Raw genomic sequence first — 24,491 nt, forward strand, 5'->3', positions numbered from 1 at the left:
ATGGTACAGTTATCAGTTCAGATACTGTTCCGTGAATAATTCAGGATAAAGATGAGAAAAATAGCGGGTAGAAAAAAATTTCCGCGGAAAAGAGGAGAAATATGCAGATCACAGTGGCAGGAAACAAAAAAGAAGTAAAAGATGATTTGAAGTTAACAGAACTGTTTGAGTTAGAGCAGGTGGAGACACCAGAGTATGTTACCGTTTCCATCAATGAGGAATTTGTTCCATCTGACCAGGTGCAGTCAACGGTATTAAAAGATGGTGACAACGTAGAATTTTTATATTTCATGGGAGGAGGCAGCTATGGCATTAACAGATGAGCAGATTGAGCGTTACTCAAGACATATTATTTTAAAAGAAGTCGGCGCAAAGGGACAGAAAAAACTTTTGAATGCAAAAGTTCTGATTATCGGAGCAGGCGGACTTGGAGCACCGGCAGCAATGTATCTTGGTGCAGCAGGTGTGGGAACCATTGGTATCGTAGATGCAGATGAGGTCGATCTTTCTAATTTACAGCGTCAGATCATCCACGGCACAGCCGACATCGGAAAAGCAAAAGTAAAATCCGCAAAAGAGACGATCAATGCGATGAACCCGGATGTAACGGTAAAAACCTACCGCCAGTTTGTGACAAGCGAAAACATCATGGATCTGATTGCCGATTATGATTTTATCATTGACGGAACGGACAATTTCCCGGCAAAATTTTTGATCAATGATGCCTGTGTTATGGCGAAAAAACCATTTTCCCATGCAGGAATCATCCGCTTTAAAGGACAGCTTATGACTTATGTTCCGGGAGAGGGACCATGTTACCGCTGTGTATTCAAAAATCCACCACCAAAGGATGCAGTGCCGACCTGTAAACAGGCAGGTGTCATCGGTGCCATGGGCGGTGTGATCGGAAGTTTACAGGCAATGGAAGCTATCAAATACATTCTTGGTGTAGGAAAACTTTTGACCGGTTATTTATTGACCTACGATGCGATCAACCAGGAATTTCATAAAGTGAAACTGCCATCCAATACAGATGGCTGTGCAGTATGTGGAAAGCATCCGACAATCACAGAACTGATCGATTATGAGCAGGTTGTCTGCACAGATGGTATTTAATTTAGGAGGCGCATATGCTGATTTTAAAACAGGAAGATTACAATAAGATCGTAGATCACGCAAAAAACGGACTCCCGAATGAAGCATGCGGACTGCTTGGCGGCTATGTGGAAGGGGAAAAACGTGTGGTAACAGACGTGTATCTGCTTCGCAATGTAGACGAGAGCAGGGAACATTTTTCCATGGACCCGGCAGAGCAGCTAGCAGCGATCAAAGATATCCGCCAGAAAAAAGGCGTGCTTCTCGGTAATTTCCACTCGCATCCGGAATCGCCGTCACGCCCGTCCCAGGAAGACATCCGCTTAGCGTATGATCCGAAGATGAACTATCTTATCCTTTCGCTGATGAATCCGGAGGAACTTGTACTTAATTCTTTCCATATCGAAAAAGGAGAGGTCACAAAAGAAGAGCTTGTGATCGAAGCGTAAAAATAAAATCATAGACAAAAATAAGTGTGGAAGAAAATTTTTTCACACTTATTTTTTGTTTTATGGTACCAGAGGACTAGACCGTCAATTGACATAAATGATAATGATACGCTAAGATAAAAATATTGTGAAAAATGATTTTTTTAAAAGAAAATGAGGTTGCAGCAGGCAGCTGGAGGAGTATTGCGTGAGTAAGAAAATGTTATTAAGAGTATTAGCGGCAGTGATGCTATCAGGAGAGATAAGTGCTTCCCCTGTGTTGGCACAGAATCTGTACGCAGACAGGGACGTGACAGAAATCATGGAAACAGAGGAGGATGCGGCGGAGACAGAGCATGTGTTTTCTGTGGGCAATGCACTAGAAGATAAAAATGGTTTTGTAATTGAAAATGGAGTTTTAACAGATTACAGAGGGTATGAAACAGAGATTGCGATTCCGGCAGGGGTAACTTCCATCGGTGAGTCGGCATTTGAGGGAAAAGATATTGAGAGCGTCAAAGTTCCGGATGGGGTTACTGCATTAGGATATAGAGCATTTTATCACTGTACGAAATTAAAGTCTGTGGAACTGCCAAAGACCTTACAGACGATCGCATCATATGCATTCAGAAGTTGTGAAAATTTAGAATGCATAACAGTTTCCGGTACCTCTGCGAAAAAAGGAACGGTAATGATACCGGGCAGCGTTACGGAGATGAAAGATTTTACTTTTGGCGGAAGTGATTTAATTACGGAACTGGATATAACGACTTCTACGGCAGTTATCTCTAACCGTATTGTAGATCTGCCCAATGTGAATACAGTAAAAGCCACTGGCAGTACAAAATACAAAGTCCAGGATAACATATTGTATGATAAATCAGTTGAAGATTTATACTATTTTCCGCAGGGAGGCAGCAAAACGCAGGTCATATTGCCGGAGGGCGTTGAGGTTATTGAAAAAGCAGCTTTTTATAACTGCAAAAATATTGAAAATATAACCTTGCCACAGACCTTATGGAAGATTGATGATATGGCACTGTGGGGATGTGAGAAGATAAAGAAACTGGAGCTGACTTCGAAAATTTCAAGTGTTGGAAGTTATGTATTCAGGGACTGTAAGGCATTAGAAGAGATTATAGTTGTACCGGAAAACACATATTTTAAAAGTGTGGACGGTATTTTATATGAAAAGAAGAAATACATGAGAATGATGGTATGTCCTGCGATGAAACAGGGAATTGTTACGGTTGCAGACGGAATGCATGAGATTGGTACGGAGGCATTTCATGACTGTAAATATGTGACAGAAGTCAGACTGCCGGAAAGTTTAGAGACAATCAACAGCAGTGCTTTTGAAGGATGCAGTGCGCTGGAAAAAATTGAACTGCCGGATAATATCGAGCAAATTGGAATGTATGCATTTGAAGATTGTACAGCGTTAAAGAGTGTCAAATTACCAGCCAGATTAACGGACATTGATCAGGCAGTGTTTGCGGGGTGTGAGTCTCTGGAAAATATCGTGATTCCAGAAGGGGTAACCAGTATAAAATACAGGGCATTTGATGGCTGTGATAATTTACAGTATGCGATCATTCCGGCGTCCGTAACCAGCATAGAGGATGGTGCATTTGAAACCGGCCGGAGAGACAGGGATCTGCTCATTTACTGTAAGGAGGGAACCTGTGCAGAAAGCTACGCAAAAGAAAATGATATTTCTTATGCGTATGGAAACACAGCGAAGAAACGGCAGACGATCACAGCGAATGACTTTGAAAAAATGTATGGAGATGAATCATTTTATATTCAGGCAGCTACAGACGGAGATGGAAAGCTGACTTATAAGGTAAAGGATGAGTCTGTGGTTACGGTAAGCGCTGACGGAAAAGTCACGATCAAAGGAACAGGAACAACAGATGTCGTGATCACGGCTGCAAGAACAGACGCTTACGAGTGGGCATCGAAAACGATCCATATCAGTGTCCGGGGTGTAGTGAAGAAAAAATCGCAGACGATCACCGTCGCGGATATTATCAGTATCTATGAAGGAAATACGGTAGCATTAGACGCTGCAACGGATGGGGACGGAACAATTTCTTATGTGTCAGATGATAAAACGGTTGCAAGCGTGGATGCTTCCGGAAAAGTCTGTGGAATAAAACAGGGGACAGCACATATTACTGTTCTTGCATCAGAAACGGAATTGTATCATGCATCAGAGACAATCGTCACAGTAACTGTGAAGCCAAAAAAGACACAGAGTAATACAGATCCGGGAAAAAAACCATCGGATAACGTGTCGAAGGATGATTCACAGACAACAGAGGATAAAAAACCTTCTGATGGCGGCAACAATACATCCGGGACAACAGATGGTCAGCAGACAAAGAAGAAACAGACCATAAAAGCAAAAAATATCACAAAGACATACAGTACAAAAACATTTTCCATCGGAGCAAAGACAAATGGTGGAGGTAAATTAACATACAAGGTGGCAGATAAAAAAATTGCGACCATAAGTAAGACCGGAAAGATCAAACTGAAAAATTGTGGACAGACAAAAATTACGATCAAAGCAGCCGCAAAAGGAAAATATAAGGCAGCAACAAAGACGATCACATTAACCGTAAAACCGGTAAAGGTAAAAGTAACCTCTGTAAAGCAGCTAAAGGCAAAGACGTTACAGGTAAAGTGGAAAAAGGATAAGAAGGCATCCGGTTATATCATTCAGTACTCCACAGATAAGAAATTCAAAAAGAATGTGAAAAAAGCTGTTGTCACAAAAAACCAGACCGTTACGAAAAAGATTACGAAATTAAAACCGGGAAAGAAATATTATGTCCGTGTGTGTGCATATAAAAATTCTCACGGAAAAAAAGTACAGGGAAGTTATGGTACGGTAAAAAGTGTAAAATTGAAGTGATATGCATCAGCATAAAAGTGGTAAAGGATGGAGAAACGTTATGAAAATGAAAAGAATACTGACTGGAATGCTGGGAGCAGCTATTTTAGCTGCAGGCGTAAATCTATTGTCCGTACAGGCGGCAGAAAATGCAGGAGTGATGGAATATATAGCTGCGACAGAATACATAGAGGAAACAGAAGCAGCAGAGCCGGAAAATGCAGAAAAACAGGTGTTTGAAACTGAAGAAGATACAAAAACAGCAGATACGGGTGAATTTACGATCAACAACGGTCTGTTGACAAAATATACCGGAACAGCAGAGACGGTTACAATCCCTTCAAATGTCAGTAGAATTGGCAAGTCAGCATTTCAGAATAATAAATACATCAAAAGCGTAATCATTCCGGGAAATGTACGGAAAATTGAAATGCTGGCATTTTATGGATGCAGCAATCTGGAAAGTGTCACAATGGCAGAAGGTGTAGAAGAGATTGGTATGCAGACATTTTCCGAAACTCATTTGAAAAGTGTTGTTCTTCCCAAATCCATAATCAAAATGGATAGACTTGTGTTTACAAGCTGCAATCGGCTGACAAGTATTGATTTTACAGAGGGCACTTATAATATTAATGGTGATATCATAGGTTCCTGTGCTGCGCTGACAGAGATAAAGGTTTCAGGCAATAATACGAGATATCAGGTTAAAGATAACGTGTTATATGAAAAGAATGGAAAAACAGTTTGTTATTGTCCGGCAGGCCGCAAGACTGATATGAATGTGCCGGATGGAGTAGAGCATATCGGAGATTTTGCATTCTGGGATTGTCTTACAACGAAAGTTACACTTCCTGATAGTGTAAAAAGTATTGGAGAACGGGCATTTTTTTCGACCGGAATGGAGACGATGATACTTCCGGCGAATCTGGAGTCGATCGGAAAAGAAGCATTTTTTTATTGCCAAAATTTAAAACAGATCACAATTCCGGCTAAGACAACAAAAATAGGAAACAATGTGTTCGGCAGCTGTGATCACTTAGAGACGATCAATGTGGCGGCAGGGAATACGATATACAGATCAGAGGATGGCATATTGTATGGCACAGAGGAAGGCAGACTCGTGTTGATTAATTGTCCTGCCGGGAAAAAAGGCAGCGTGAAGATCTTAGAGGGGACGGTGGGAATCCTTGACGGTTCCTTCAGTAACTGTGAAAAGATCACATCGGTAGATATGCCGGACAGCGTAAAGAGCATTGGCGAAGATGCATTTAAATCCTGTTCCTCGCTTATAAAAGTCCGGTTTTCAAATCAGCTTACAGATATAGGAAACTATGCCTTTTATAGGTGTGATTCCATGCAGCAGGTACATCTGCCGGACAGTGTTAAAGATTTGGGGGCATGGGCTTTCCGGTATTGTGATGCGTTGACAGAGGTAACAATTTCCAAAAATATTTCGGATATTCTGGATAATGCGTTTGGTGACTGCACAAATCTGACCGGTATTACCATACCGGACGGGGTAAAAACAATAGCAGACAATGCGTTTTCGTATTGCAGCAATTTAACGATATACTGTAGTTCAGGTTCTGCTGCAGAAAAATATGCGAAAAATAACAATATAAAAAGTAAGGTAGCCGACGAACGGAAAACCCAGACGATTACGACAGATAATGATAACATTGAAAAAACGGTTGGAGATCCGGATTTTAAGATCACTGCAAAAACAACCGGGGATGGAACTCTAAGTTTTTATTCGGGAAACGAGGATATCATTCAGGTATCTGAAAATGGAGCTGTAAAGATCATCGGAGCAGGTACGACCAATATTGTGATCACGGCATCTGCGACGCAAAATTGTAAAATGGCGCAGACAGAAATTTATATTACAATAAAAAATAAAGAAACGGATCAAAAGCGTGTGCAAAAGATCACGTATTCTTATCAGGCAGATAAAAAGGATCTGAATATTTTCTATCTTGACGCAAAGTCGGATGGGGATGGTAAGATATCTTACCGGTCAGAAAACGAAAAAATCGTAAAAATAGATGCAGATGGAAAAGGATATATTTTAGGTTCCGGGACAGTAAAAATTATTATCTCGGCATCAGAGACAGATACCTGTGCGGCAGCGAAGAAAATAGTTACGTTAAATGTAGAAAAAATAACAGATCAGACAGATGAACCGGGGCAGACACAAAAGCCGGATCAGACAGAAAAGCCGGGGCAGACAGATACTCCGAATCAGCCGGATAAGCCGTCAGACCAGAACGGTAATGCCACACAGCAGAAAAAGAAACAGACCATAAAAGCTAAAAATATTACAAAGACCTACAGCACAAAAACTTTTGCCATAGGTGCCAAATCAAGTTGTGGGGCAAAACTGACCTACAAGGTGGCAGATAAAAAGATCGCAGCCATAAGTAAGACCGGAAAAATCAAATTAAAGAGTTACGGACAGACAAAAATCACAATCAAAGCGGCTGCAAAAGGAAAATATAAGGCAGCAACAAAGACGATTACTTTAACGGTAAAACCGGTGAAGAACCAGATTACTTCTCTGAAATCCAAAAAGGCAAAGACATTTGAAGTAAAATGGAAAAAGGACAAGAAAGCATCCGGTTATATCGTTCAGTATTCCATGGATAAGAAATTCAAAAAGAATGTAAAAAAAGTTGTCGTCACAAAAAACAAAACCACTACCAAAAAAATCACAAAATTAAAGCCGGGAAAGAAATACTATGTCCGCGTATGCTCTTATAAAAATTCCCGCGGGAAAAGAGTGCAGGGAGCTTATAGTAAGGTGAAAACTGTGACGGTCAGAAAGTGATTGCTCCTGTTATTTTCGGAAATAAAAGATTAAAAAATTTAAAAGAATTAATGTAAGAACAGCTATAAACACAGTGTTTATGGTTGTTCTTTTTTTCTATTTATGGTTCCTGATACCTAAGTACCATTTTGCAAAATTTTATCAAATTACCTTGACAAATATTTCCATCAGACATATACTTTGAAAAGCTAATTATTTGACTATCAAACTATTTGAAAGGCAAATGATTACATGAATCAGAAAATAAGAAAAGAAAATCAGCCCACAATAGAAATAAGGGCAAGGCGCTGAAAAAATAATAAGGTATGCGCAGAAAAGGAGAAAAATATGTTAGAGAAAATGATCCCGATTATTGCAGAGCAGTTAAATGTAAATGAGTCTGAAATCAAGGCAGAGTCTAATTTCAAAGATGATTTAGGAGCAGATTCCTTAGATTTATTCGAACTTGTTATGGCTCTTGAGGAAGAGTTTGGTGTTGAGATCCCATCGGAGGATTTAACTTCTATCGTAACTGTCAATGATGTTGTTGAGTACTTAAAAGGAAAAGGTGTGGCTTAAGTATGGAGACAAGGGTAAGCAAACTGCTGGGAACAAAATATCCGGTCATCCAGGGCGGTATGGCATGGGTTGCGGAATATCATCTTGCGGCGGCAGTTTCAAATGCCGGAGGGTTAGGAATCATCGGAGCTGCAAGTGCACCGCCTGAAGTGGTAAGAGAACAGGTCAGGGAAGTAAAAAAGCTGACGGACAAGCCATTTGGCGTGAATGTCATGTTATTAAATCCGAATGCGGCTGAGGTTGCACAGATCGTCATTGAAGAGGGCGTTAAGGTTGTGACCACAGGTGCCGGAAATCCCGGAAAATTCATGGATGCATGGAAACAGGCAGGCGTTGTCGTGATTCCGGTTGTTGCAAGTGTTGCAATGGCGAGAATGATGGAACGTGGCGGAGCAGATGCAGTCATTGCAGAGGGAATGGAGTCTGGCGGACATATCGGTGCACAGACGACCATGACACTCGTTCCGCAGGTGGCAGATGCAGTACAGATACCGGTCATTGCCGCAGGGGGAATTGCAGACGGCAGAGGCATGGCAGCAGCATTTATGCTCGGCGCCGAAGGTGTACAGATGGGAACCAGATTTGTGGTCGCGAAAGAATCCATCGTGCATCCGAATTATAAAGAGCGTGTCATTAAGGCAAAGGATATTGATTCGGAAGTGACAGGTATGAGTACCGGACATCCGATCCGCGTGCTGCGCAACCAGATGAGCCGCGAATATCTGAAACTGGAAAAAGAGGGAGCATCCTTTGAAGAGTTAGAGCACCTTACACTTGGTTCCCTGCGCAAGGCAGTCATGGATGGTGATGTGGTAAACGGAAGCCTGATGGCAGGACAGAGCGCGGGCATGGTAAAAAAAGAGCAGACCTGTAAAGAGATCATTGAGGATGTTGTGACACAGGCAGAGAAGCTGCTGGGAAGACCATGTGAAAAATAAGATTTTTCACACGCAAGATTTGTGCTTACGCACAAACTTGAGATGCGCAAAAGACAGCGCAAGAATGGAGATTAACATGGGAAAGACGGTTTTTATGTTTCCGGGACAGGGAGCACAGTACATAGGAATGGCAAAGGATTTTTACGATGCTATGCCGGAATGCAGGGAAGTATTTGAGGAGGCATCCGAGGCGTCAGGACTTGATATTGCTGCGTTATGTTTTGAGGAAAATGATAAGATCAATATCACAGAATATACGCAGATCTGTATGCTGACTGCAGAGGCAGCAATCCTGCGTGCCTTACAGGTAAAAGGTTACAAAGCAGACGTGACGGCGGGTTTAAGTCTTGGTGAGTATGGGGCATTGATCGCCTGTGGAGCATTGAGCAGAAAAGATGCGTTTGCACTGGTGCGCAAGAGAGGTATTTATATGCAGGAGGCAGTGCCGGAAGGTGGGGCAATGGCAGCAGTTTTAGCATTAGATACCGCGCAGATCGAGGAAGCCTGTGAAAAAACAGAAGGCATTGTATCGATCGCAAACTATAACTGTCCGGGGCAGATCGTTATTACCGGAGAAGAAGAAGCTGTGACAGCGGCAGGTGAGCTCTGTAAGGAAGCCGGAGCAAAACGTGTCGTTCCTTTAAAAGTCAGCGGTCCGTTCCATTCTGCAATGTTAAAAGGTGCCGGAGAAAAGCTTGGAGAAGAATTAAAGCGGGTGACAGTCCATACCCCGGAAATTCCTTATGTTGCCAATGTGACAGCAGACTATGTGACCAAAGAAGAGGATATCAAGCCATTACTGGAAAAACAGGTATCCTCATCTGTCCGATGGCAGCAGACGATCGAGCGACTGATCGCAGATGGCGCAGATCTGTTTATAGAGATCGGACCGGGAAAAACACTGACCGGATTTATGCGTAAAATCAACCGCGATGTAACGGCAGTCAACATTGATAAGTTTGAGGATTTCAAGAAGTTTATTGCGGAGAATTAATACGCGGAATCAATGTTATCAGCTTTCGTTAACTTAAAAATTATTTTTAATAACGAAGGCATGGTGCCGCAGTTATCAGAAAAAGGAGAAGTTATGTTAACAAATAAGACAGCACTGGTCACCGGTGCAAGCCGCGGCATCGGAGCTGCGATCGCAAAAAGTCTTGCAAAAGAAGGTGCTTTTGTCATCATCAATTACAATGGTTCAAAAGAGCGTGCGGATGCTGTTGCCGCAGAAATCCTTGCAGATGGCGGTAAGGCGGCTGTTTATGGATGCAATGTTTCTGATTACAGTGCCTGTGAAAAGATGGCAAAAGACATTATAGAGAACTATGGGCATCTGGATATTCTTGTCAACAATGCAGGAATCACGAGAGATGATCTTTTGATGAAGATGAGTGAGGAAGCATTTGATGCAGTCATTGCAACAAATCTTAAGGGGACATTCAACACGATCCGTCATTTTTCACGCTATCTGTTAAAACAGCGCTCCGGAACGATCATCAATCTTTCCTCTGTATCCGGTATTCTTGGAAATGCAGGACAGGCAAATTACAGTGCAAGCAAGGCGGGCGTGATCGGACTGACCAAAAGTGTGGCGAGAGAACTTTCTTCCCGTGGGATTACCTGCAATGCGGTTGCGCCGGGATTCATTGATACGGAAATGACAGCGCAGATGACAGACAAGGCAAAGGAAGCAGTGAAAACGCAGATCCCGCTCGGCAGAGTCGGAAAAGTGGATGATATTGCGGAGGTAGTGACATTTTTAGCCTCGGAGAAAGCATCCTACATGACAGGACAGGTAATTTCCGTGGACGGCGGTATGAGCATATAAGCAGTAAAAACATTTTGACTGCATGGTATTGTGTCGGATCAAAAAGGAAAAGCCTGAATTTGGGGCTTGAAAATGGAAAGGAAAAGTTATGAGCAGACGAGTAGTGGTAACAGGAATGGGCGCGATCACTCCGATCGGACTTAGTGTAGAGGAGTTCTGGCAGTCCGTAAAAGAAGGAAAAATCGGTTTCGGTGAGATCACAAAATTTGATACAGAAGGATATAAATGTCATCTTGCAGCCGAAGTAAAAGATTTCGATGCAAAACAGTATATGGATGCGAAGACGGCAAGACGTATGGAACTGTTCTGTCAGTACGCGGTGGCAGCTGCAAAAGAGGCGATCACAGATGCAGCATTAGATATGGAAAAAGAAGATCCTTACCGCGTCGGCGTATCAGTCGGAAACGGAGTCGGAAGTCTTGGGGGAATTGAGCGTGAGCACAAAAGACTGTTGGAAAAAGGACCGTCAAAAGTGAATCCGCTGTTCGTACCGCTTGTCATTTCCAACATGGCAGCCGGAAATGTTTCCATTGCATTTGGACTGAAAGGAAAGAGTATCAATGTGGTAACAGCATGTGCAACCGGAACAAACAGTATCGGTGAGGCATTCCGGAGTATTCAGTATGGTGAAGCAGATGTGATGGTTGCCGGTGGAACAGAGGGCGCAATCTGTCCGCTTGGAATTGCCGGATTTACATCACTGACGGCGCTTTCCACTGAGAGTGATCCGGCAAAATGCTCGATTCCATTTGACAAAAACCGCAGTGGTTTTGTGATGGGAGAAGGTGCTGCGATCGTTGTATTAGAGGAATTAGAACATGCAAAAGCACGTGGAGCAAAAATATATGCGGAAGTAGTCGGATACGGAACATCATCCGATGCATACCATATTACTTCGCCTGCTGAGGATGGTGCCGGTGCAGCCCGCGCCATGACCAATGCGGTGGAAGATGCAGGCATCCGTTCGGAAGAAATCACCTACATCAATGCACATGGAACATCCACGCATCACAACGACCTGTTTGAAACGCGTGCGATCAAACTTGCTTTTGGCGATCACGCATATGATATGAAGGTCAATTCCACCAAATCTATGGTTGGACATTTGCTCGGTGCGGCAGGAGCCATTGAATTTGTGGCCTGTGTCAAAGAAATCCAGGATAGTTTTGTACACGCGACAGTTGGTTATACAACGCCGGATGAGGAACTTGACCTTGATTACTGCAAAGAAGCAGTGCAGATGGATGTGCCATATGCGCTGAGCAACTCGCTTGGTTTTGGCGGGCATAATGCAAGTATCCTGCTGAAAAAATACAGAGATGCTATTTGATCTTGACATCAAACATCATTTGCCGGTCAATCCATACAATCAATATATTGGAAAAATAAGGAGGCAGGGTTATGCCAGTTCTTACAACAAAACAGATCATGGAGATCATTCCGCATCGTCAGCCGTTTTTGCTGATCGACACGGTGGAAGAATTAGAATCCGGCATGCGTGCCGTTGCAAAAAAATGTGTCAGCTACAATGAGCCATTCTTTGGCGGACATTTTCCAAATGAGCCGGTCATGCCGGGCGTACTGATCATTGAAGCACTGGCACAGACCGGAGCGGTTGCAATTCTCTCGGTGGAAGAAAACCGCGGAAAAACTGCATATTTTGCGGGAATCAATTCTGCAAAATTCAAACGGAAAGTAGTGCCGGGAGATGTGTTGATATTGGAAACAGAGATCATAAAGCAAAAAGGCCCGATCGGTGTCGGCCGTGCCACAGCGAAGGTGGGGGATGACATTGCATGTATCGCGGAGCTGACATTTGCGATCAGTTGAAGTTAAGAGAGTCTGGAACAGCGCAGGTTTGATAAATAACTGTAAACAGGCAAAAAGGGGAAAGTATGGCAGCATTTTTTTTGAAGAAGAAAAAAGAAGTAACAGAGACGGTAGAAGAACCACAGAAAACGGTAGAGGCAGCAAAAAAAGAGGCAGAGACAGTTAATACAGAGCCGCCGGCAACGATCGTCTGTCCGGCTTGTGGCAGAGAGATCAATAAGAAAACTGCGGAAAAAAATAAATATGTCTGTTATGAGTGCGGCAATTATTTCCGCGTCCGTACCAAAAACAGGATCCGCATGGTTGCGGATAAGGATACCTTTGAGCCGTGGTTTGAGGAATTGGAGTCAAAAAATCCGCTTGATTTTCCGGGATATCCGGAGAAGATCAAAGCCGCACAGGAAAAGACAGGACTGCATGAGGCAGTCACAGTCGGAAAATGCAGGATCTATGGACTTGAGACGGTGATCGGCGTGTGTGATGCCCGGTTTATGATGAGCAGTATGGGGCATGTTGTGGGAGAAAAAATCGCACTTGCGGTGGAGCGTGCGACAGAACTTTCTCTTCCGGTTATTTTATTCTGTTGTTCCGGTGGTGCAAGAATGCAGGAGGGAATCGTTTCCCTGATGCAGATGGCAAAGACGGCGGCTGCATTAAAAAAACATTCCGAGGCAGGACTTTTATATGTGCCAGTGTTAACCGATCCTACAACCGGAGGTGTGACGGCAAGTTTTGCAATGCTAGGTGATATCATCCTCGCAGAGCCGGGGGCGTTGATCGGGTTTGCCGGGCCGCGTGTTATCGAGCAGACGATCGGGGAAAAACTGCCGGAAGGATTCCAGAGAGCCCAGTTCCAGTTAGAGCATGGTTTTGTGGATGCGATCGTGGAACGTAAAGATTTAAAAATGACACTTTACCGCATCTTAAAAATGCATCAGAAAACAGAAGGATATGCCAACTTTGATCCACTGCGCAGCGATGACTGTTACGAGCCGACAGAGGTCATGAAAGAGCGGGCAACAAAGGCACAGCCGCTTTCTGCATGGGAAAAGGTGCGTGCGGCAAGACGTGCAGACAGACTTGCTTCCGTGGATTATATGGAAAATATTTTTGATGATTTTATGGAATTTCACGGGGACAGACAGTTTGCGGATGATCCTGCGATCGTGGGTGGTGTTGCTTATCTCGATGGCCAGCCGGTTACTGTGATAGGGATTCATAAAGGAAAAGATTTAAAAGACTGCATGCGCCATAATTACGGAATGCCTTCACCGGAAGGTTACAGAAAAGCACTGCGTCTGATGAAACAGGCAGAAAAATTCAACCGTCCGATCATTACATTTGTGAATACCTCCGGTGCATTCTGCGGAAAAGAAGCGGAAGAACGCGGACAGGGGGAGGCAATCGCAAGAAATCTCTACGAGATGTCAGCCATCAAGGTTCCAATTTTATGCCTGATGATCGGAGAAGGCGGAAGTGGCGGTGCACTCGCGTTGTCGGTCGGCAATGAAGTATGGATGCTCGAAAATGCTACATATTCTGTTCTATCCCCGGAGGGCTTTGCATCGATCCTCTGGAAAGATGGAAAACGTGCGAAGGAAGCAAGTGAGGTCATGAAGATCACTGCGCATGATCTGTATGCATTAAATATTATAGAGCAGATCATCCCTGAATATGGAGCAGCGGATGAAAAGGCATGTGAATCGATCTCCAGATATATGAAAGGTCATATGAAAGAATTTTTAGAGCGGCAGAATGGAAAAACGGGAGAACAGCTTGCAAAAGAGCGTTATGATAGATTTCGTGCGTTCTAAGAAGCAGATTATGTGAGCCTGTATTTTATAGATTCCGGTAAAAAATTGCCGGGATATTTCGCAGAGGGCAGATGAAAAAATAAACTCTGGTAATGAGGAAAAAGTATGAGAATCAAAATCAAGGGAACAGGAAGTGCAGTCCCGAAACTTCGGGTAACAAATGATGACTTAAGTAAATTGATGGATACCTCGGACGAGTGGATCAAAAGCCGCACGGGAATCGGTGCAAGGCACCTTGCGGTAGAAGAAACGACAACAGGACTTGCCGTTGCAGCAGCAAACGATGCTTTAAGGGATGCAGGAGTAACCGCAGAAGAACTTGATCTTATCATTGCAGCGACGGTTACTGCAGATAAATTTCTTCCCAATCTTTCCTGCGAGGTGCAGAGTGCCCTGGGGGCAAAAAACGCAGTGGCTTTTGATTTAAATGCAGCGTGCTCCGGATTTTTATTTGCGTTAAATACGGTGCAGATGTATCTGGAAAATGGTGTTTATAAAAAGGCACTTGTCATCGGTGCAGAGACTCTTTCAAAGATCATGGACTGGAATGACAGAAGTACATGTGTGCTGTTTGGGGACGGCGCCGGGGCTGCAGTCGTTGCGGCGGAAGATGATGGGAAGGAAGATGGTAAACAGAATAATTCAGGCGGTAAATCAGATTTTGGAAGGACGCAGCCGGATGCAGAAAGCAAAAGTAATAAAAGCGGCATTCTAAGCATGGTGCAGGGATCTGACGGCGCGCGTGGAGAAGTACTCCGCTGTGATAACCGTCCGGTCAATAATCCATTTGCAGTCAATGATGCCACACTTTCCTATGTGTCGATGAACGGACAGGAAGTATACAAATTTGCAGTAAAGACGGTGCCAAAAGTAATTGAGAAAGCGGTAGATAAAGCTGGACTTAAAGTGGAAGATATTGATCTGTTTGTACTTCATCAGGCAAACCTGCGTATTATTGAATCTGTTGCAAAAAGACTGCATCAGCCGATGGAAAAATTTCCGACGAATCTGGAAGAATGTGGCAATATTTCTGCAGCAAGCGTACCGATTTTACTTGATAATATCAATAAACATGGTATGATATGTGAAGGTAAAAAAATAGTTTTGGCAGGATTTGGAGCAGGGCTGACATGGGGCGCGACGGTTTTGACATGGTAGAGGCGGCAAGAAACAGATTGATTGTGGTTATGCAGGTAAACGACAAATGGTACTGCCATGAATAGGAGTATATTTGAATGACGGCAGATGAAACATTAAATGAATTATTGGTAAAATTATTTAAAGACATTATGGAGATCGAAGGGAAATCACTGATCACCGATGACTTTAAGGATCTTACCTATAATGATTTTCATGTAATAGAAGCGATTGGCATGTCAGAGCCAAAGAGCATGAGCACTGTGGCAAAACTGATGAATGTCACGACAGGAACGCTGACAAAGGCGATGGATGGTCTGACAGATAAAGGGTATGTTGTCAGGGAGCGCAGCAAGCAGGATAAGCGTGTTGTCTGGGTATGCCTGACTGAAAAAGGAAAGGCAGCTTACCTGCATCATGAGGAGTTTCATCATCGGATGATCGACCATATCAAGGGAGAGCTTAATAAACAGGAGATAACGGTGCTGATCTATTCACTGGCAAAACTGGTGGACTTTTTCCAGCAGGTATATGGGGAGAATGAAGAAGCGTAAAGGGTTTGGATAAAGTTGTGGATGTTATATAGATATTTAAGGGTGTTTTCCGGAAACGGGAGGCATCCTTTTTTGATACCTGCATCATGATAGATATTCTCAAATAAATGTTGTAATTACAACATACAATCTGCCCGAAATAAATTAAGATGATACCAGAAACAAGGACAACTGTGTGAATAACAGATCTTCACACACAGGATTTGCGCCAGAGAGACATACGGATGGGGCAGGAAATGGAGGAATATTATGGAAAAGACAGAATTAAACAACAGGAAAGTGGCAGTGATCGGATGTGGATTTGTAGGTGCGACCTCTGCGTTTGGACTGATGCAGAGCGGACTTTTTTCCGAGATGGTTTTGATCGATGCGAATACAGAGAAAGCAGAAGGGGAGGCAATGGATATTTCCCATGGAATCCCATTTGCAAGACCAATGAAAATTTATGCAGGTGGATATGATGATATCATGGATGCAGCGATCATCGTTGTGACGGCCGGTGCAAATCAGAAACCGGGAGAGACAAGACTGGATCTGGTACAGAAAAATGTCGGCATTTTTAAGAGTATTATTCCGGAGATCGCAAAGAGAAATTATCAGGGAATCCTGCTTATCGTGTCAAACCCGGTAGATATCCTTACATATACGGCTCATAAATTGAGCGGGATGCCGGAAAACCGCGTGATCGGTTCCGGTACGGTTTTAGATACGGCAAGGTTGAAGTATGAGCTGGGAGAACATCTTGGTGTGGACAGCCGGAGCGTGCATGCCTTTATCATCGGGGAGCATGGGGACAGTGAGATTGCTGCATGGAGCAGTGCGAATGTATCAGGAATTCCGTTAAATACGTTCTGCGAGATGCGAGGCCATTTCAATCATGACGATTCTATGGAACGCATTGCGGCAAATGTGCGCAACAGCGCCTATGAGATCATTGCAAAGAAAAATGCAACTTATTATGGAATCGCAATGTCTGTAAAACGAATCTGCGAGGCAATCGTTCGTGATGAAAAATCCATTCTTCCGGTTTCCGGTATGATCCACGGAATGTATGGTGTGGAGGATGTGGTTTTAAGTATGCCTGCAATCGTTGGAAAGAACGGAATCGAGAGACAGGTTCCGATTTCTCTGGATGAGGGCGAGCAGAAACAGCTTCAGAAATCAGCACAGATCTTAAAAGAGATGGCAGAACAGGTTTTATAATCTTGTGGTTAAACGGTAACAGATAATGTGTCAGCGGAAAATTTCTTGCCTGTGATGGCAGGAATCTGCTATAATTCAGTAGTAGGTTCGCTCGCGAAGAGTGTAATTTGTTATTAAATAAAAATTACCACAGGGGGGGAAAGTTATGATAAGAGAAAAAAAGAGATGGTTGTCAGGAATTTTGGTATTTACACTGTTGTTTACTTTGATCTTTGTGATACCGCAGGAGCATGCAGTGGCGGCGACAAAGAAAGTACCGGCATTTGATTCGAAAAAGAGAACGGTTTTTCTGGGAGATGAGTCAAGTTATGTAGAAACCCTTCGTTTTGTAAATGTTTCATCAAAAGCACAGGTAACAGATGTTAAGATCTCAGATACTTCGGTACTTAAATACGACTATCTGTACAATGTTAATCAGGGAATTTATGTTAAAACGTTAAAGACCGGAAGCTGTAAAGTAAGCTGTAAAGTAAAGCAGGGAGGAAAAACATATAAGTTATCTACGAATATAACTGTAAAAAAAGCAGATCCATTCTCATATGTTAAATTAAATGGAAAAAATGTATATAAGAATGGTACGGGCAAATTATGCAATTATTGGTCGGATAAGTCAAAGGTAAAAGTAAGCTATAAGCTGAAAAAGGGATGGAAATTAAAAACAATGTATTCCAATGACCATTATCGGGATTCCAAGAAGTCAAAATACGTTATAACTAAGGATAAAAAGCTGAAAAATGGAAGTTCTGTAAAAATCCAGAAAGACTATACAAGTGTAAAAATTGATGTGCAGAATCCGAAAGGAGAAGTATATCGTTACTTAATTATTCTTAATCGTAAAACAAATGTAAAAGCAGCAGGTGCGCAGTCGGAACCGGAAATTTATATTACAGAACTTGGTCAGGTATATGATGCAGATTAGTTTTTCCCCAGGATGATAGTATAGAAAAGCGTACTATTGGTTCCGGTATAAGAACAAGAGATAAAAAAACGGAGGAACGGCATGAGCAAGGGAATTGCGGGAAAAAATAACTGGGCATTGTTTTTATTATTACTGGCAGGAATCGTACTTGGAGGTTTTATTGGAAGCCTGGCGGCAGGAGTACCATTTTTAAGCTGGCTTAATTACGGACAGACATTTGGATTTGCAAATCCGATCGTGCTAGATCTTGGAATTTTAGTCATTACATTCGGGTTAAGTATCAAGATTACGATCGCAAGTATTATCGGAGTATTGATTGCCATTATCATTTACCGGTTATTATAAAAAGAAAATATGAGTATGAAAATGAATAATTGAACCTGAAATACTGCAAAAAAACGGCTATTACACTGTGAAACTTTAATAATTTAGTGAAATAAAGAAAAAAATATTGCACATAGATTCATTTTATAATAAAATAAGTGTGTCAAAACGAAACCAGCGGGAGAACCGTTAGGATCATGCAGTGTAAATGGCATTGTATGGAGTATATACTATAAGTAAGGAGAGATTGTAAAATGGGATACGTTGATGAAGTACTCGAAGTAGTAAAGAAAAAAAATGCAGATCAGCCTGAATTTTTACAGGCAGTAACAGAGGTTCTTGATTCCTTAAGACCTGTTATTGATGCAAACGAAGAGTTATACAGAAAGAATGCAATCTTAGAGAGAATTACAGAGCCGGATCGTCAGATCATGTTCCGCGTTCCGTGGGTAGATGACAATGGACAGGTTCAGGTAAACAGAGGATTCCGTGTACAGTTCAACAATGCAATTGGACCGTACAAGGGAGGTTTAAGACTTCATCCATCTGTAAACCTTGGTATTATCAAATTCTTAGGTTTTGAGCAGATTTTCAAAAACTCACTTACAACACTTCCAATCGGTGGTGGTAAAGGTGGTTCTGATTTCGATCCTAAGGGCAAATCAGACAGAGAGATCATGGCATTCTGCCAGAGCTTTATGACAGAGCTTTCAAAATACATCGGTGCAGACGTCGACGTACCAGCCGGAGATATCGGAACAGGTGCAAGAGAGATCGGTTTCATGTTCGGACAGTATAAGAGAATCCGTGGTTCCTTCGAAGGTGTTCTTACAGGAAAAGGACTTACTTACGGTGGATCACTTGCCCGTACACAGGCTACAGGATATGGTCTGTTATACCTGACAAACGCATTATGGAAAGATCACAGTATGAGCCTTGAAGGCAAGACAGCAGCAGTTTCCGGATCTGGTAACGTAGCTATCTATGCAATCGAGAAAGCACAGCAGTTAGGTGTTAAAGTTGTAACATGTTCTGATTCTACTGGATGGATCTATGATCCGGAAGGAATCGATGTTGCACTTTTGAAAGAAGTAAAAGAAGTAAAACGTGCACGTCTTACAGAGTATGCAGCTGCAAAATCATCCGCAGAATATCATGCAAAAGAAAACGGTGAGCATGGTGTATGGCAGTACAAAGTAGATTTAGCTCTTCCATGTGCTACACAGAATGAGTTAGACCTTGAGGATGCTAAGATGTTAGTTGCTAACGGTGTTACTTCCGTAACGGAGGGTGCTAACATGCCTACAACATTAGAGGCAACAAAATACTTACAGGAGAACGGCGTATTATTCGTAGGTGGTAAAGCTGCCAATGCCGGTGGTGTTGCTACATCTGCACTTGAGATGAGCCAGAACTCTGAGAGACTTTCCTGGACATTTGAAGAAGTTGATGGAAAACTCAAAGGAATCATGGAAACAATCTACGCAAACATTTCAGATGCTGCAAAGAGATACAATGCAACAGTTGGTGGTCAGACAGACTATGTTGCTGGTGCAAACATTGCCGGATTTGAGAAGGTTGTTGATGCTATGTTAGCTCAGGGTGTATGTTAATCTACGATTAACAGCTAATTAAGAATTTCTAAGATAATATAGGATATTGAGAAGTCCTGGAAATGTTGAATTTCTGGGGCTTTTCTTTATGTACTGAAGTGACAAAAGAATTGTCAGAATATTCATAAATAGAAGATAATTTACGTTATTTTGAGGTCGTTATATACACGTGGTACACAAGTGATATACAGGTGGTATACACTCGTTTTTACTGATTTTGGATGATTTTTTGAAGCATTTCATCCGGTGTTTTTGAAGATGATTCAAGCTGAATATGAGTGTGACGTTAAATAAAAGAAATATCATAAGTGTATCCAGCAATCAGTCTTGATTTACTATTTATATCTTGTTCACTTCTGCGAGAAGTTCTTCTAATGTCTTATGGGTGTAAGTTCCCTTGGTGGTGTCGCTTTTCATACTGTGTCCCATAATCAGTTTGATACATACGTCATTTGCTCCGGCGCTGTCCATGAGTGAAGCAAAGGTGTGTCTGCCATCGTGGGGCAGGTGTTTCATTTTGAGTTTTCCCATGCATGTGTTAAAATTGCCATTCATGTAGGTTCCGTAGGTGTAATGATTTCCAAACTTGTTATTGATCAGGTATTTCTTGTTCGGATCGTATCGGTTCTTGACGAGAGGGATAATCTTATCGTTCAGTGGGATAATTCTGTCTTTCCCGGCTTCGGTTTTCATACCACCTACCATGTACTTTTCATCTAAATGGACATTTTCCGTCTGGACTTCCAACAGCTCAGTTGGTCGCAATCCAGTGTAAATCATAATCAGGATAATATCTACATTGTTGATTTCATATAGCTTCGACCAGAGTGTTTTGATTTCTTCATCGGAATACCTATCATGTATCTGCTCCGTAGAGTTTGTCCATTCATAAACCAGACCTTCTGTTAAATCCCTGTCTATGTATTCATTCAGTTTGGCGTATTGATACATAGCCTTCAGGACAGCTCGCATGGAAGAAATCGTGGTCTGCGATTTGTGATTGTAGGCATTTAAGCATTGCTGCAGATCATTTGTCCTGATGGAAATAAATTTGCGGTCATGCAGTTCACTGAAATGATGAAAAGCAATCTCATAATTTCGCCATGTGGAATCACTAATCTGGTTTTTAAGCGATTTTCGGTATTTCTTCCATTTCTCGTACATCTCTGCGAAAGTAGGCGAGTCCGAGTATTTCATATGCTCTGGAACAACGGCTCCGCTATTGTATTCAGCAAGATAGGTGTAAGCCATTTCCGGTTTGGAGAAATAAGCCAGGTAGGTGTATTTTCGCTTGACCTTCCCGGTATCGTCTTCCACAAGTTTTGAGATACGGACAGCGTAGGGCTTTCGCCGTTTGCCACCAAGCTTGATTACGCTGCCGTAAGAGTTTGGTAACTTCATATTTAACCTTCTTTCTGCATTTGTTCTAATTGTTTAAGGCAATACTCTGCATATTCCTTGTAGCGTTTTACTCTTGCAATTTCATTTGGAATATCAAAAGCATAAATGGACTTTGGAAGCAGGTCAGAACGTTTGGTAGGATTAGCCACCTTGTATGTAGATAGCTTATATTCTACAAAATCTTTTACTTCTTTTTCCAGTTCAGACAGTTTGGTTAATGGTATCTGGGCAACGTCTTTTCCAGTCTCATTTGAATAGACGTGGATCACGCCATCTTCAGCAAATTCTTTTACATCAACAGATCCGGTTGCAGTATCGAAGGAATCCTGTAAATGGGCTTCTTGAAGAAGTTCATATTCAACCGTATAGCCGATATCATACAGATAGGAGAGGACACCGTAATAAGGCTGTTCATATTTGTTAATGTAGTATTTGCGTATTTCAAAGGAATTGAAATAGTCATCAATGATTGCATTCACAAAATCATTGGTGCATTCGCAATATTGCATTAAATCTCCATTCTCATTAGGAATAAATGCTTCCATAGGGATCTTGTAACCGCTGGCTAGTACTTTGAGAAAGCTCTCTGTTACAGGTTTCTTACCGTTCTCTACGTTGCAGTAATGCGTTCTGGAAATTCCAAAGTCTTTTGCTAGTTGGTTCTGTGATAACCCCCTTTCTTTTCGGATTTGAATGATCCGTTCCCGGATTCCATCTTGATTTGTCAACATTTTCATGTACTCCTTTCATTTACACATCATATTTGCTCGTACCATATAAGAAACAGAATTGCTTATATGTACTATATAGTACATAATTAGTATAGACAACAACAGCAACAATGTCAACAAAAATATGGAGGAGAAACAGGTGAAAAAAGATGAAGTAAAACTGCTGATGAAGCAAAATCAGGTAAAGCAGTGGGAAGTGGCGGAAGCAATGGGGATTTCCGAATTTACGCTTTGCAGATGGCTCAGGAAGGACTTGAAGGGGAAACAGCTTGAACGGCTGAATTCGGCGATTAAGAAGGTCAGAAGCGGCAAAGAGGAGACACATAGAGAGGAGGAACGCTAATGGAACGAGTTACGACAAAAGAGGCTGCAAAGCTGCTTAACATGGATGTTGTGACCTTACAGTTTTTGATGAGACAGGAGCGGCTGCCGATTGGATATGCCATCAAGAAAGATGGAAAGAGCCGCTATCATTACATCATTTACAGAAGTATGCTGGAGGCGTTTATTCAGAGCGGAGGGAAATGCTAAATGGCAGGAAAACGATATTACTGGTTGAAATTGCAGGTGGGTTTCTTTCAGGAACTGATCATCAAACAGCTGCGAACTTTGCCGGAGGGAGACAGTATCGTCCTGCTTTATCTGAAACTGTTGTTAAAGGCAATTAATACAGAAGGGATTATTTACTATCAACATATTTTGCCGACTTTAGATGAGGAAATAGCATTGGATACGGGAGAAAAGTCGGCACTTGTGAAACTGACGATTTCTGCTTTGTGCCAATATCATGCGGCTGTGTTCTTGGACGATCAATCGTTACAGTTATTGTACTTGGAGGACATGGTTGGCAGTGAGAGCGCTTCAGCATCGAGAGTCAGAAATCATAGGGCGAATCAAAAGCTCCTAAAGGAAAAAGAGCAGGCAACGTTACAATGTAATGCAACTGTAACGGAAAGTAACACCACAGAAATTTCTGGTAACCCAGAGATAGAGAACAGTGAAAAGGAAGAGAAGAAGCCAAAGAAAGAGGGAGAACCAGAGATAGAGGAAATTCCTTCTTATTTTGATGATCCTGTGGTGAATAGTATGTTCTTTTCTTATCTGGAATATCGAAAAGAAAAAGGCAAGGAAGTGAAGGGGAAAGCAATCGGTTATTGCATTGATAAGCTGGAAAGTTTATCGAATTCTCCAGTAGAACAAGTGGCAATTATTAAGCAGACAATTCAGAATGGCTGGACGGATTTCTTTCCATTGAAAGGGAAAAAGGAAAAGGTAAGCGGAAGCAATGTAAGCCCATGGTTGGAGCGTGAAAAGATAAAAAGTACGGGAGGTGTTTTCGGTGACTAAACAGGAATTTGCAACATTGGTTGTAGCCATGCAGGCAATGTATGGAAAAGATTTTATTGGGACGGAACAAGCGTTGGATGTGTGGTACGCCTTGTTACATGATCTGGACTATCAGATTTTATCCAAGGTACTCCAACAATATATGCTGACAAATAAATTCAAGCCTACCGTTGCGGAACTGCGGGAGATTTATGCAGAGTTGGTTAGCCCGGTGATTTCTGATTGGAGTGAAGGCTGGGAGAAAGTCAGTAAAGCAATCGGGCATTACGGAATGTATCAGGAGAAAGCGGTAATGGAAAGTTTTGATGAAATTACCAGAGAAGTCGTAAAGCGCCTAGGCTTTCAGAATATCTGCCTGTCAGAAAATATCGTTGCGGATCGAGCTAGATTTGCAGAAATCTATCAAGCAATCAAAAAGCGGAAAAGAACAGAAGTGAATGTAGAAAGTGCATTGCCGAACTTATGGGAAATGGTGCAGAATCGCTTGGCGGAACTGGCACAGAAAGGACAAAAGGGAATAGAGCAGGAAAAGGATAAAACCTAACTTAGCAAGCACTGCCTGTGTTCCCTCACAGGCGATAAAATGAGTGATTTCTCCTACAGAAGAAATGCTCAAATTTATCATTTAGGGAGAATTCCCTAACCCTTAAAATTATTTGAAAGGATGGAGCGATATGGCAAAGGTTAGAGCCAATAGAACGAGGAAAAATGAACTGAAAATTTATTTGAGTGATAATGAAAAATATATTCTGGACAGGAAGGTGGAACTGTCTAAGCGGAAGAGTGCTTCGGATTACATCCGGACACTAATACTCTTTGGATTTGTTTATGATGTAGATTATTCTTATCTAAGGCAATACAATGAAACGCTTGGAAAGATTAGTAGGAATTTGAATCAAATTGCAAAAAGAATTAACAGTACCGGGAATGTTTATGAAGAGGATATGGCAGAAGTGAAGGCGATTATGGAACAGGTGTGGAAGACGCAGAAGGCGATGTTGAAAAAGCAGCCGTTGATACATAATGGGTAACCAGAGTTTCC

Annotated in this window: 25 protein-coding genes; 23 read left to right on the forward strand and 2 right to left on the reverse strand. The window is 42.2% G+C overall.

Annotated elements, in window-relative coordinates; all coding sequences use genetic code 11:
* Positions 1-101 precede the first annotated feature (101 nt).
* From thiS to gdhA, 18 genes are all read left to right on the forward strand, one after another.
* Positions 102-323 carry a sulfur carrier protein ThiS gene (gene thiS, locus DXA60_RS14265; protein ID WP_117922037.1) on the forward strand — a complete coding sequence of 74 codons (222 nt, stop codon included), beginning with the start codon at positions 102-104 and terminating at the stop codon, positions 321-323.
* Positions 307-1,116, forward strand: coding sequence for a HesA/MoeB/ThiF family protein (locus DXA60_RS14270; protein ID WP_006855308.1), 810 nt, complete (start codon positions 307-309; stop codon positions 1,114-1,116). The genes thiS and DXA60_RS14270 overlap by 17 nt, the downstream gene beginning before the upstream one ends.
* A gap of 14 nt (positions 1,117-1,130) precedes the next feature.
* On the forward strand, positions 1,131-1,544 hold the full coding sequence (locus DXA60_RS14275) for a M67 family metallopeptidase (protein ID WP_117922038.1): 414 nt from the start codon (positions 1,131-1,133) through the stop codon (positions 1,542-1,544).
* Between the two features lie 187 nt (positions 1,545-1,731).
* Positions 1,732-4,446: a leucine-rich repeat protein gene (locus DXA60_RS14280; protein WP_117922039.1), complete on the forward strand. Its 2,715-nt coding sequence runs from the start codon at positions 1,732-1,734 to the stop codon at positions 4,444-4,446.
* A gap of 40 nt (positions 4,447-4,486) precedes the next feature.
* Positions 4,487-7,252, forward strand: coding sequence for a leucine-rich repeat domain-containing protein (locus tag DXA60_RS14285; RefSeq protein WP_158570884.1), 2,766 nt, complete (start codon positions 4,487-4,489; stop codon positions 7,250-7,252).
* A 327-nt stretch (positions 7,253-7,579) separates the two neighbouring features.
* Positions 7,580-7,810: an acyl carrier protein gene (gene acpP, locus DXA60_RS14290; protein ID WP_117922041.1), complete on the forward strand. Its 231-nt coding sequence runs from the start codon at positions 7,580-7,582 to the stop codon at positions 7,808-7,810.
* A gap of 2 nt (positions 7,811-7,812) precedes the next feature.
* Positions 7,813-8,748 carry an enoyl-[acyl-carrier-protein] reductase FabK gene (gene fabK / locus DXA60_RS14295; RefSeq protein WP_117922042.1) on the forward strand — a complete coding sequence of 312 codons (936 nt, stop codon included), beginning with the start codon at positions 7,813-7,815 and terminating at the stop codon, positions 8,746-8,748.
* A 76-nt stretch (positions 8,749-8,824) separates the two neighbouring features.
* Positions 8,825-9,742: an ACP S-malonyltransferase gene (gene fabD, locus DXA60_RS14300; RefSeq protein ID WP_199536235.1), complete on the forward strand. Its 918-nt coding sequence runs from the start codon at positions 8,825-8,827 to the stop codon at positions 9,740-9,742.
* A 93-nt stretch (positions 9,743-9,835) separates the two neighbouring features.
* Positions 9,836-10,576, forward strand: coding sequence for a 3-oxoacyl-[acyl-carrier-protein] reductase (fabG, locus tag DXA60_RS14305; RefSeq protein WP_117922083.1), 741 nt, complete (start codon positions 9,836-9,838; stop codon positions 10,574-10,576).
* An 88-nt stretch (positions 10,577-10,664) separates the two neighbouring features.
* Complete coding sequence (gene fabF, locus DXA60_RS14310) at positions 10,665-11,906, forward strand: beta-ketoacyl-ACP synthase II (RefSeq protein WP_117922043.1); 1,242 nt, start codon at positions 10,665-10,667, stop codon at positions 11,904-11,906.
* A 71-nt stretch (positions 11,907-11,977) separates the two neighbouring features.
* A complete protein-coding gene (fabZ, locus tag DXA60_RS14315) occupies positions 11,978-12,406 on the forward strand; it encodes a 3-hydroxyacyl-ACP dehydratase FabZ (protein ID WP_117922044.1) in 429 nt (142 codons plus the stop codon).
* A 65-nt stretch (positions 12,407-12,471) separates the two neighbouring features.
* Positions 12,472-14,220, forward strand: coding sequence for an acetyl-CoA carboxylase carboxyltransferase subunit alpha (locus tag DXA60_RS14320; protein ID WP_117922045.1), 1,749 nt, complete (start codon positions 12,472-12,474; stop codon positions 14,218-14,220).
* Between the two features lie 105 nt (positions 14,221-14,325).
* Entirely contained in the window at positions 14,326-15,378 is a 1,053-nt protein-coding gene (locus DXA60_RS14325; RefSeq protein WP_117922046.1) for a beta-ketoacyl-ACP synthase III, read from the forward strand.
* A gap of 77 nt (positions 15,379-15,455) precedes the next feature.
* Positions 15,456-15,911, forward strand: a complete 456-nt coding sequence (locus tag DXA60_RS14330) for a MarR family winged helix-turn-helix transcriptional regulator (protein WP_117922047.1) — start codon at positions 15,456-15,458, stop codon at positions 15,909-15,911.
* 249 nt (positions 15,912-16,160) lie between these two features.
* Positions 16,161-17,114 carry an L-lactate dehydrogenase gene (locus tag DXA60_RS14335; protein WP_117922048.1) on the forward strand — a complete coding sequence of 318 codons (954 nt, stop codon included), beginning with the start codon at positions 16,161-16,163 and terminating at the stop codon, positions 17,112-17,114.
* A gap of 145 nt (positions 17,115-17,259) precedes the next feature.
* A complete protein-coding gene (locus DXA60_RS14340; RefSeq protein ID WP_117922049.1) occupies positions 17,260-18,033 on the forward strand; it encodes a hypothetical protein in 774 nt (257 codons plus the stop codon).
* Positions 18,034-18,114: 81 nt separating this feature from the next.
* Positions 18,115-18,378: a DUF4321 domain-containing protein gene (locus DXA60_RS14345; RefSeq protein ID WP_117922050.1), complete on the forward strand. Its 264-nt coding sequence runs from the start codon at positions 18,115-18,117 to the stop codon at positions 18,376-18,378.
* A gap of 233 nt (positions 18,379-18,611) precedes the next feature.
* Positions 18,612-19,970, forward strand: coding sequence for an NADP-specific glutamate dehydrogenase (gdhA, locus tag DXA60_RS14350; RefSeq protein WP_117922051.1), 1,359 nt, complete (start codon positions 18,612-18,614; stop codon positions 19,968-19,970).
* A gap of 339 nt (positions 19,971-20,309) precedes the next feature.
* On the opposite strand, the gene DXA60_RS14355 is transcribed toward gdhA, so the two are convergent.
* Positions 20,310-21,371: a tyrosine-type recombinase/integrase gene (locus DXA60_RS14355; RefSeq protein WP_117922052.1), complete on the reverse strand. Its 1,062-nt coding sequence runs from the start codon at positions 21,369-21,371 to the stop codon at positions 20,310-20,312.
* Positions 21,372-21,373: 2 nt separating this feature from the next.
* Complete coding sequence (locus DXA60_RS14360) at positions 21,374-22,102, reverse strand: helix-turn-helix domain-containing protein (RefSeq protein WP_117922053.1); 729 nt, start codon at positions 22,100-22,102, stop codon at positions 21,374-21,376.
* Between the two features lie 139 nt (positions 22,103-22,241).
* Between DXA60_RS14360 and DXA60_RS14365 the strand changes: the two genes are divergently transcribed.
* The 5 genes from DXA60_RS14365 (at position 22,242) to mobC (ending at position 24,480) form a co-directional block, all read left to right on the forward strand.
* A complete protein-coding gene (locus DXA60_RS14365) occupies positions 22,242-22,445 on the forward strand; it encodes a hypothetical protein (RefSeq protein ID WP_117922054.1) in 204 nt (67 codons plus the stop codon).
* A complete protein-coding gene (locus tag DXA60_RS14370) occupies positions 22,445-22,633 on the forward strand; it encodes a helix-turn-helix domain-containing protein (protein ID WP_015522461.1) in 189 nt (62 codons plus the stop codon). Before DXA60_RS14365 ends, DXA60_RS14370 begins: the two co-directional genes overlap by 1 nt.
* Entirely contained in the window at positions 22,634-23,449 is an 816-nt protein-coding gene (locus DXA60_RS14375) for a phage replisome organizer N-terminal domain-containing protein (RefSeq protein ID WP_117922055.1), read from the forward strand.
* On the forward strand, positions 23,442-23,993 hold the full coding sequence (locus tag DXA60_RS14380) for a replicative helicase loader/inhibitor (protein ID WP_117922056.1): 552 nt from the start codon (positions 23,442-23,444) through the stop codon (positions 23,991-23,993). The genes DXA60_RS14375 and DXA60_RS14380 overlap by 8 nt, the downstream gene beginning before the upstream one ends.
* Before the next feature lie 130 nt (positions 23,994-24,123).
* Entirely contained in the window at positions 24,124-24,480 is a 357-nt protein-coding gene (mobC, locus tag DXA60_RS14385) for a plasmid mobilization relaxosome protein MobC (protein ID WP_117922084.1), read from the forward strand.
* Positions 24,481-24,491 lie beyond the last annotated feature (11 nt).

The sequence above is a fragment of the Roseburia sp. OF03-24 genome (assembly GCF_003463035.1).
In the GTDB taxonomy this organism is placed as follows: Bacteria; Bacillota; Clostridia; order Lachnospirales; family Lachnospiraceae; genus Roseburia; species Roseburia rectibacter.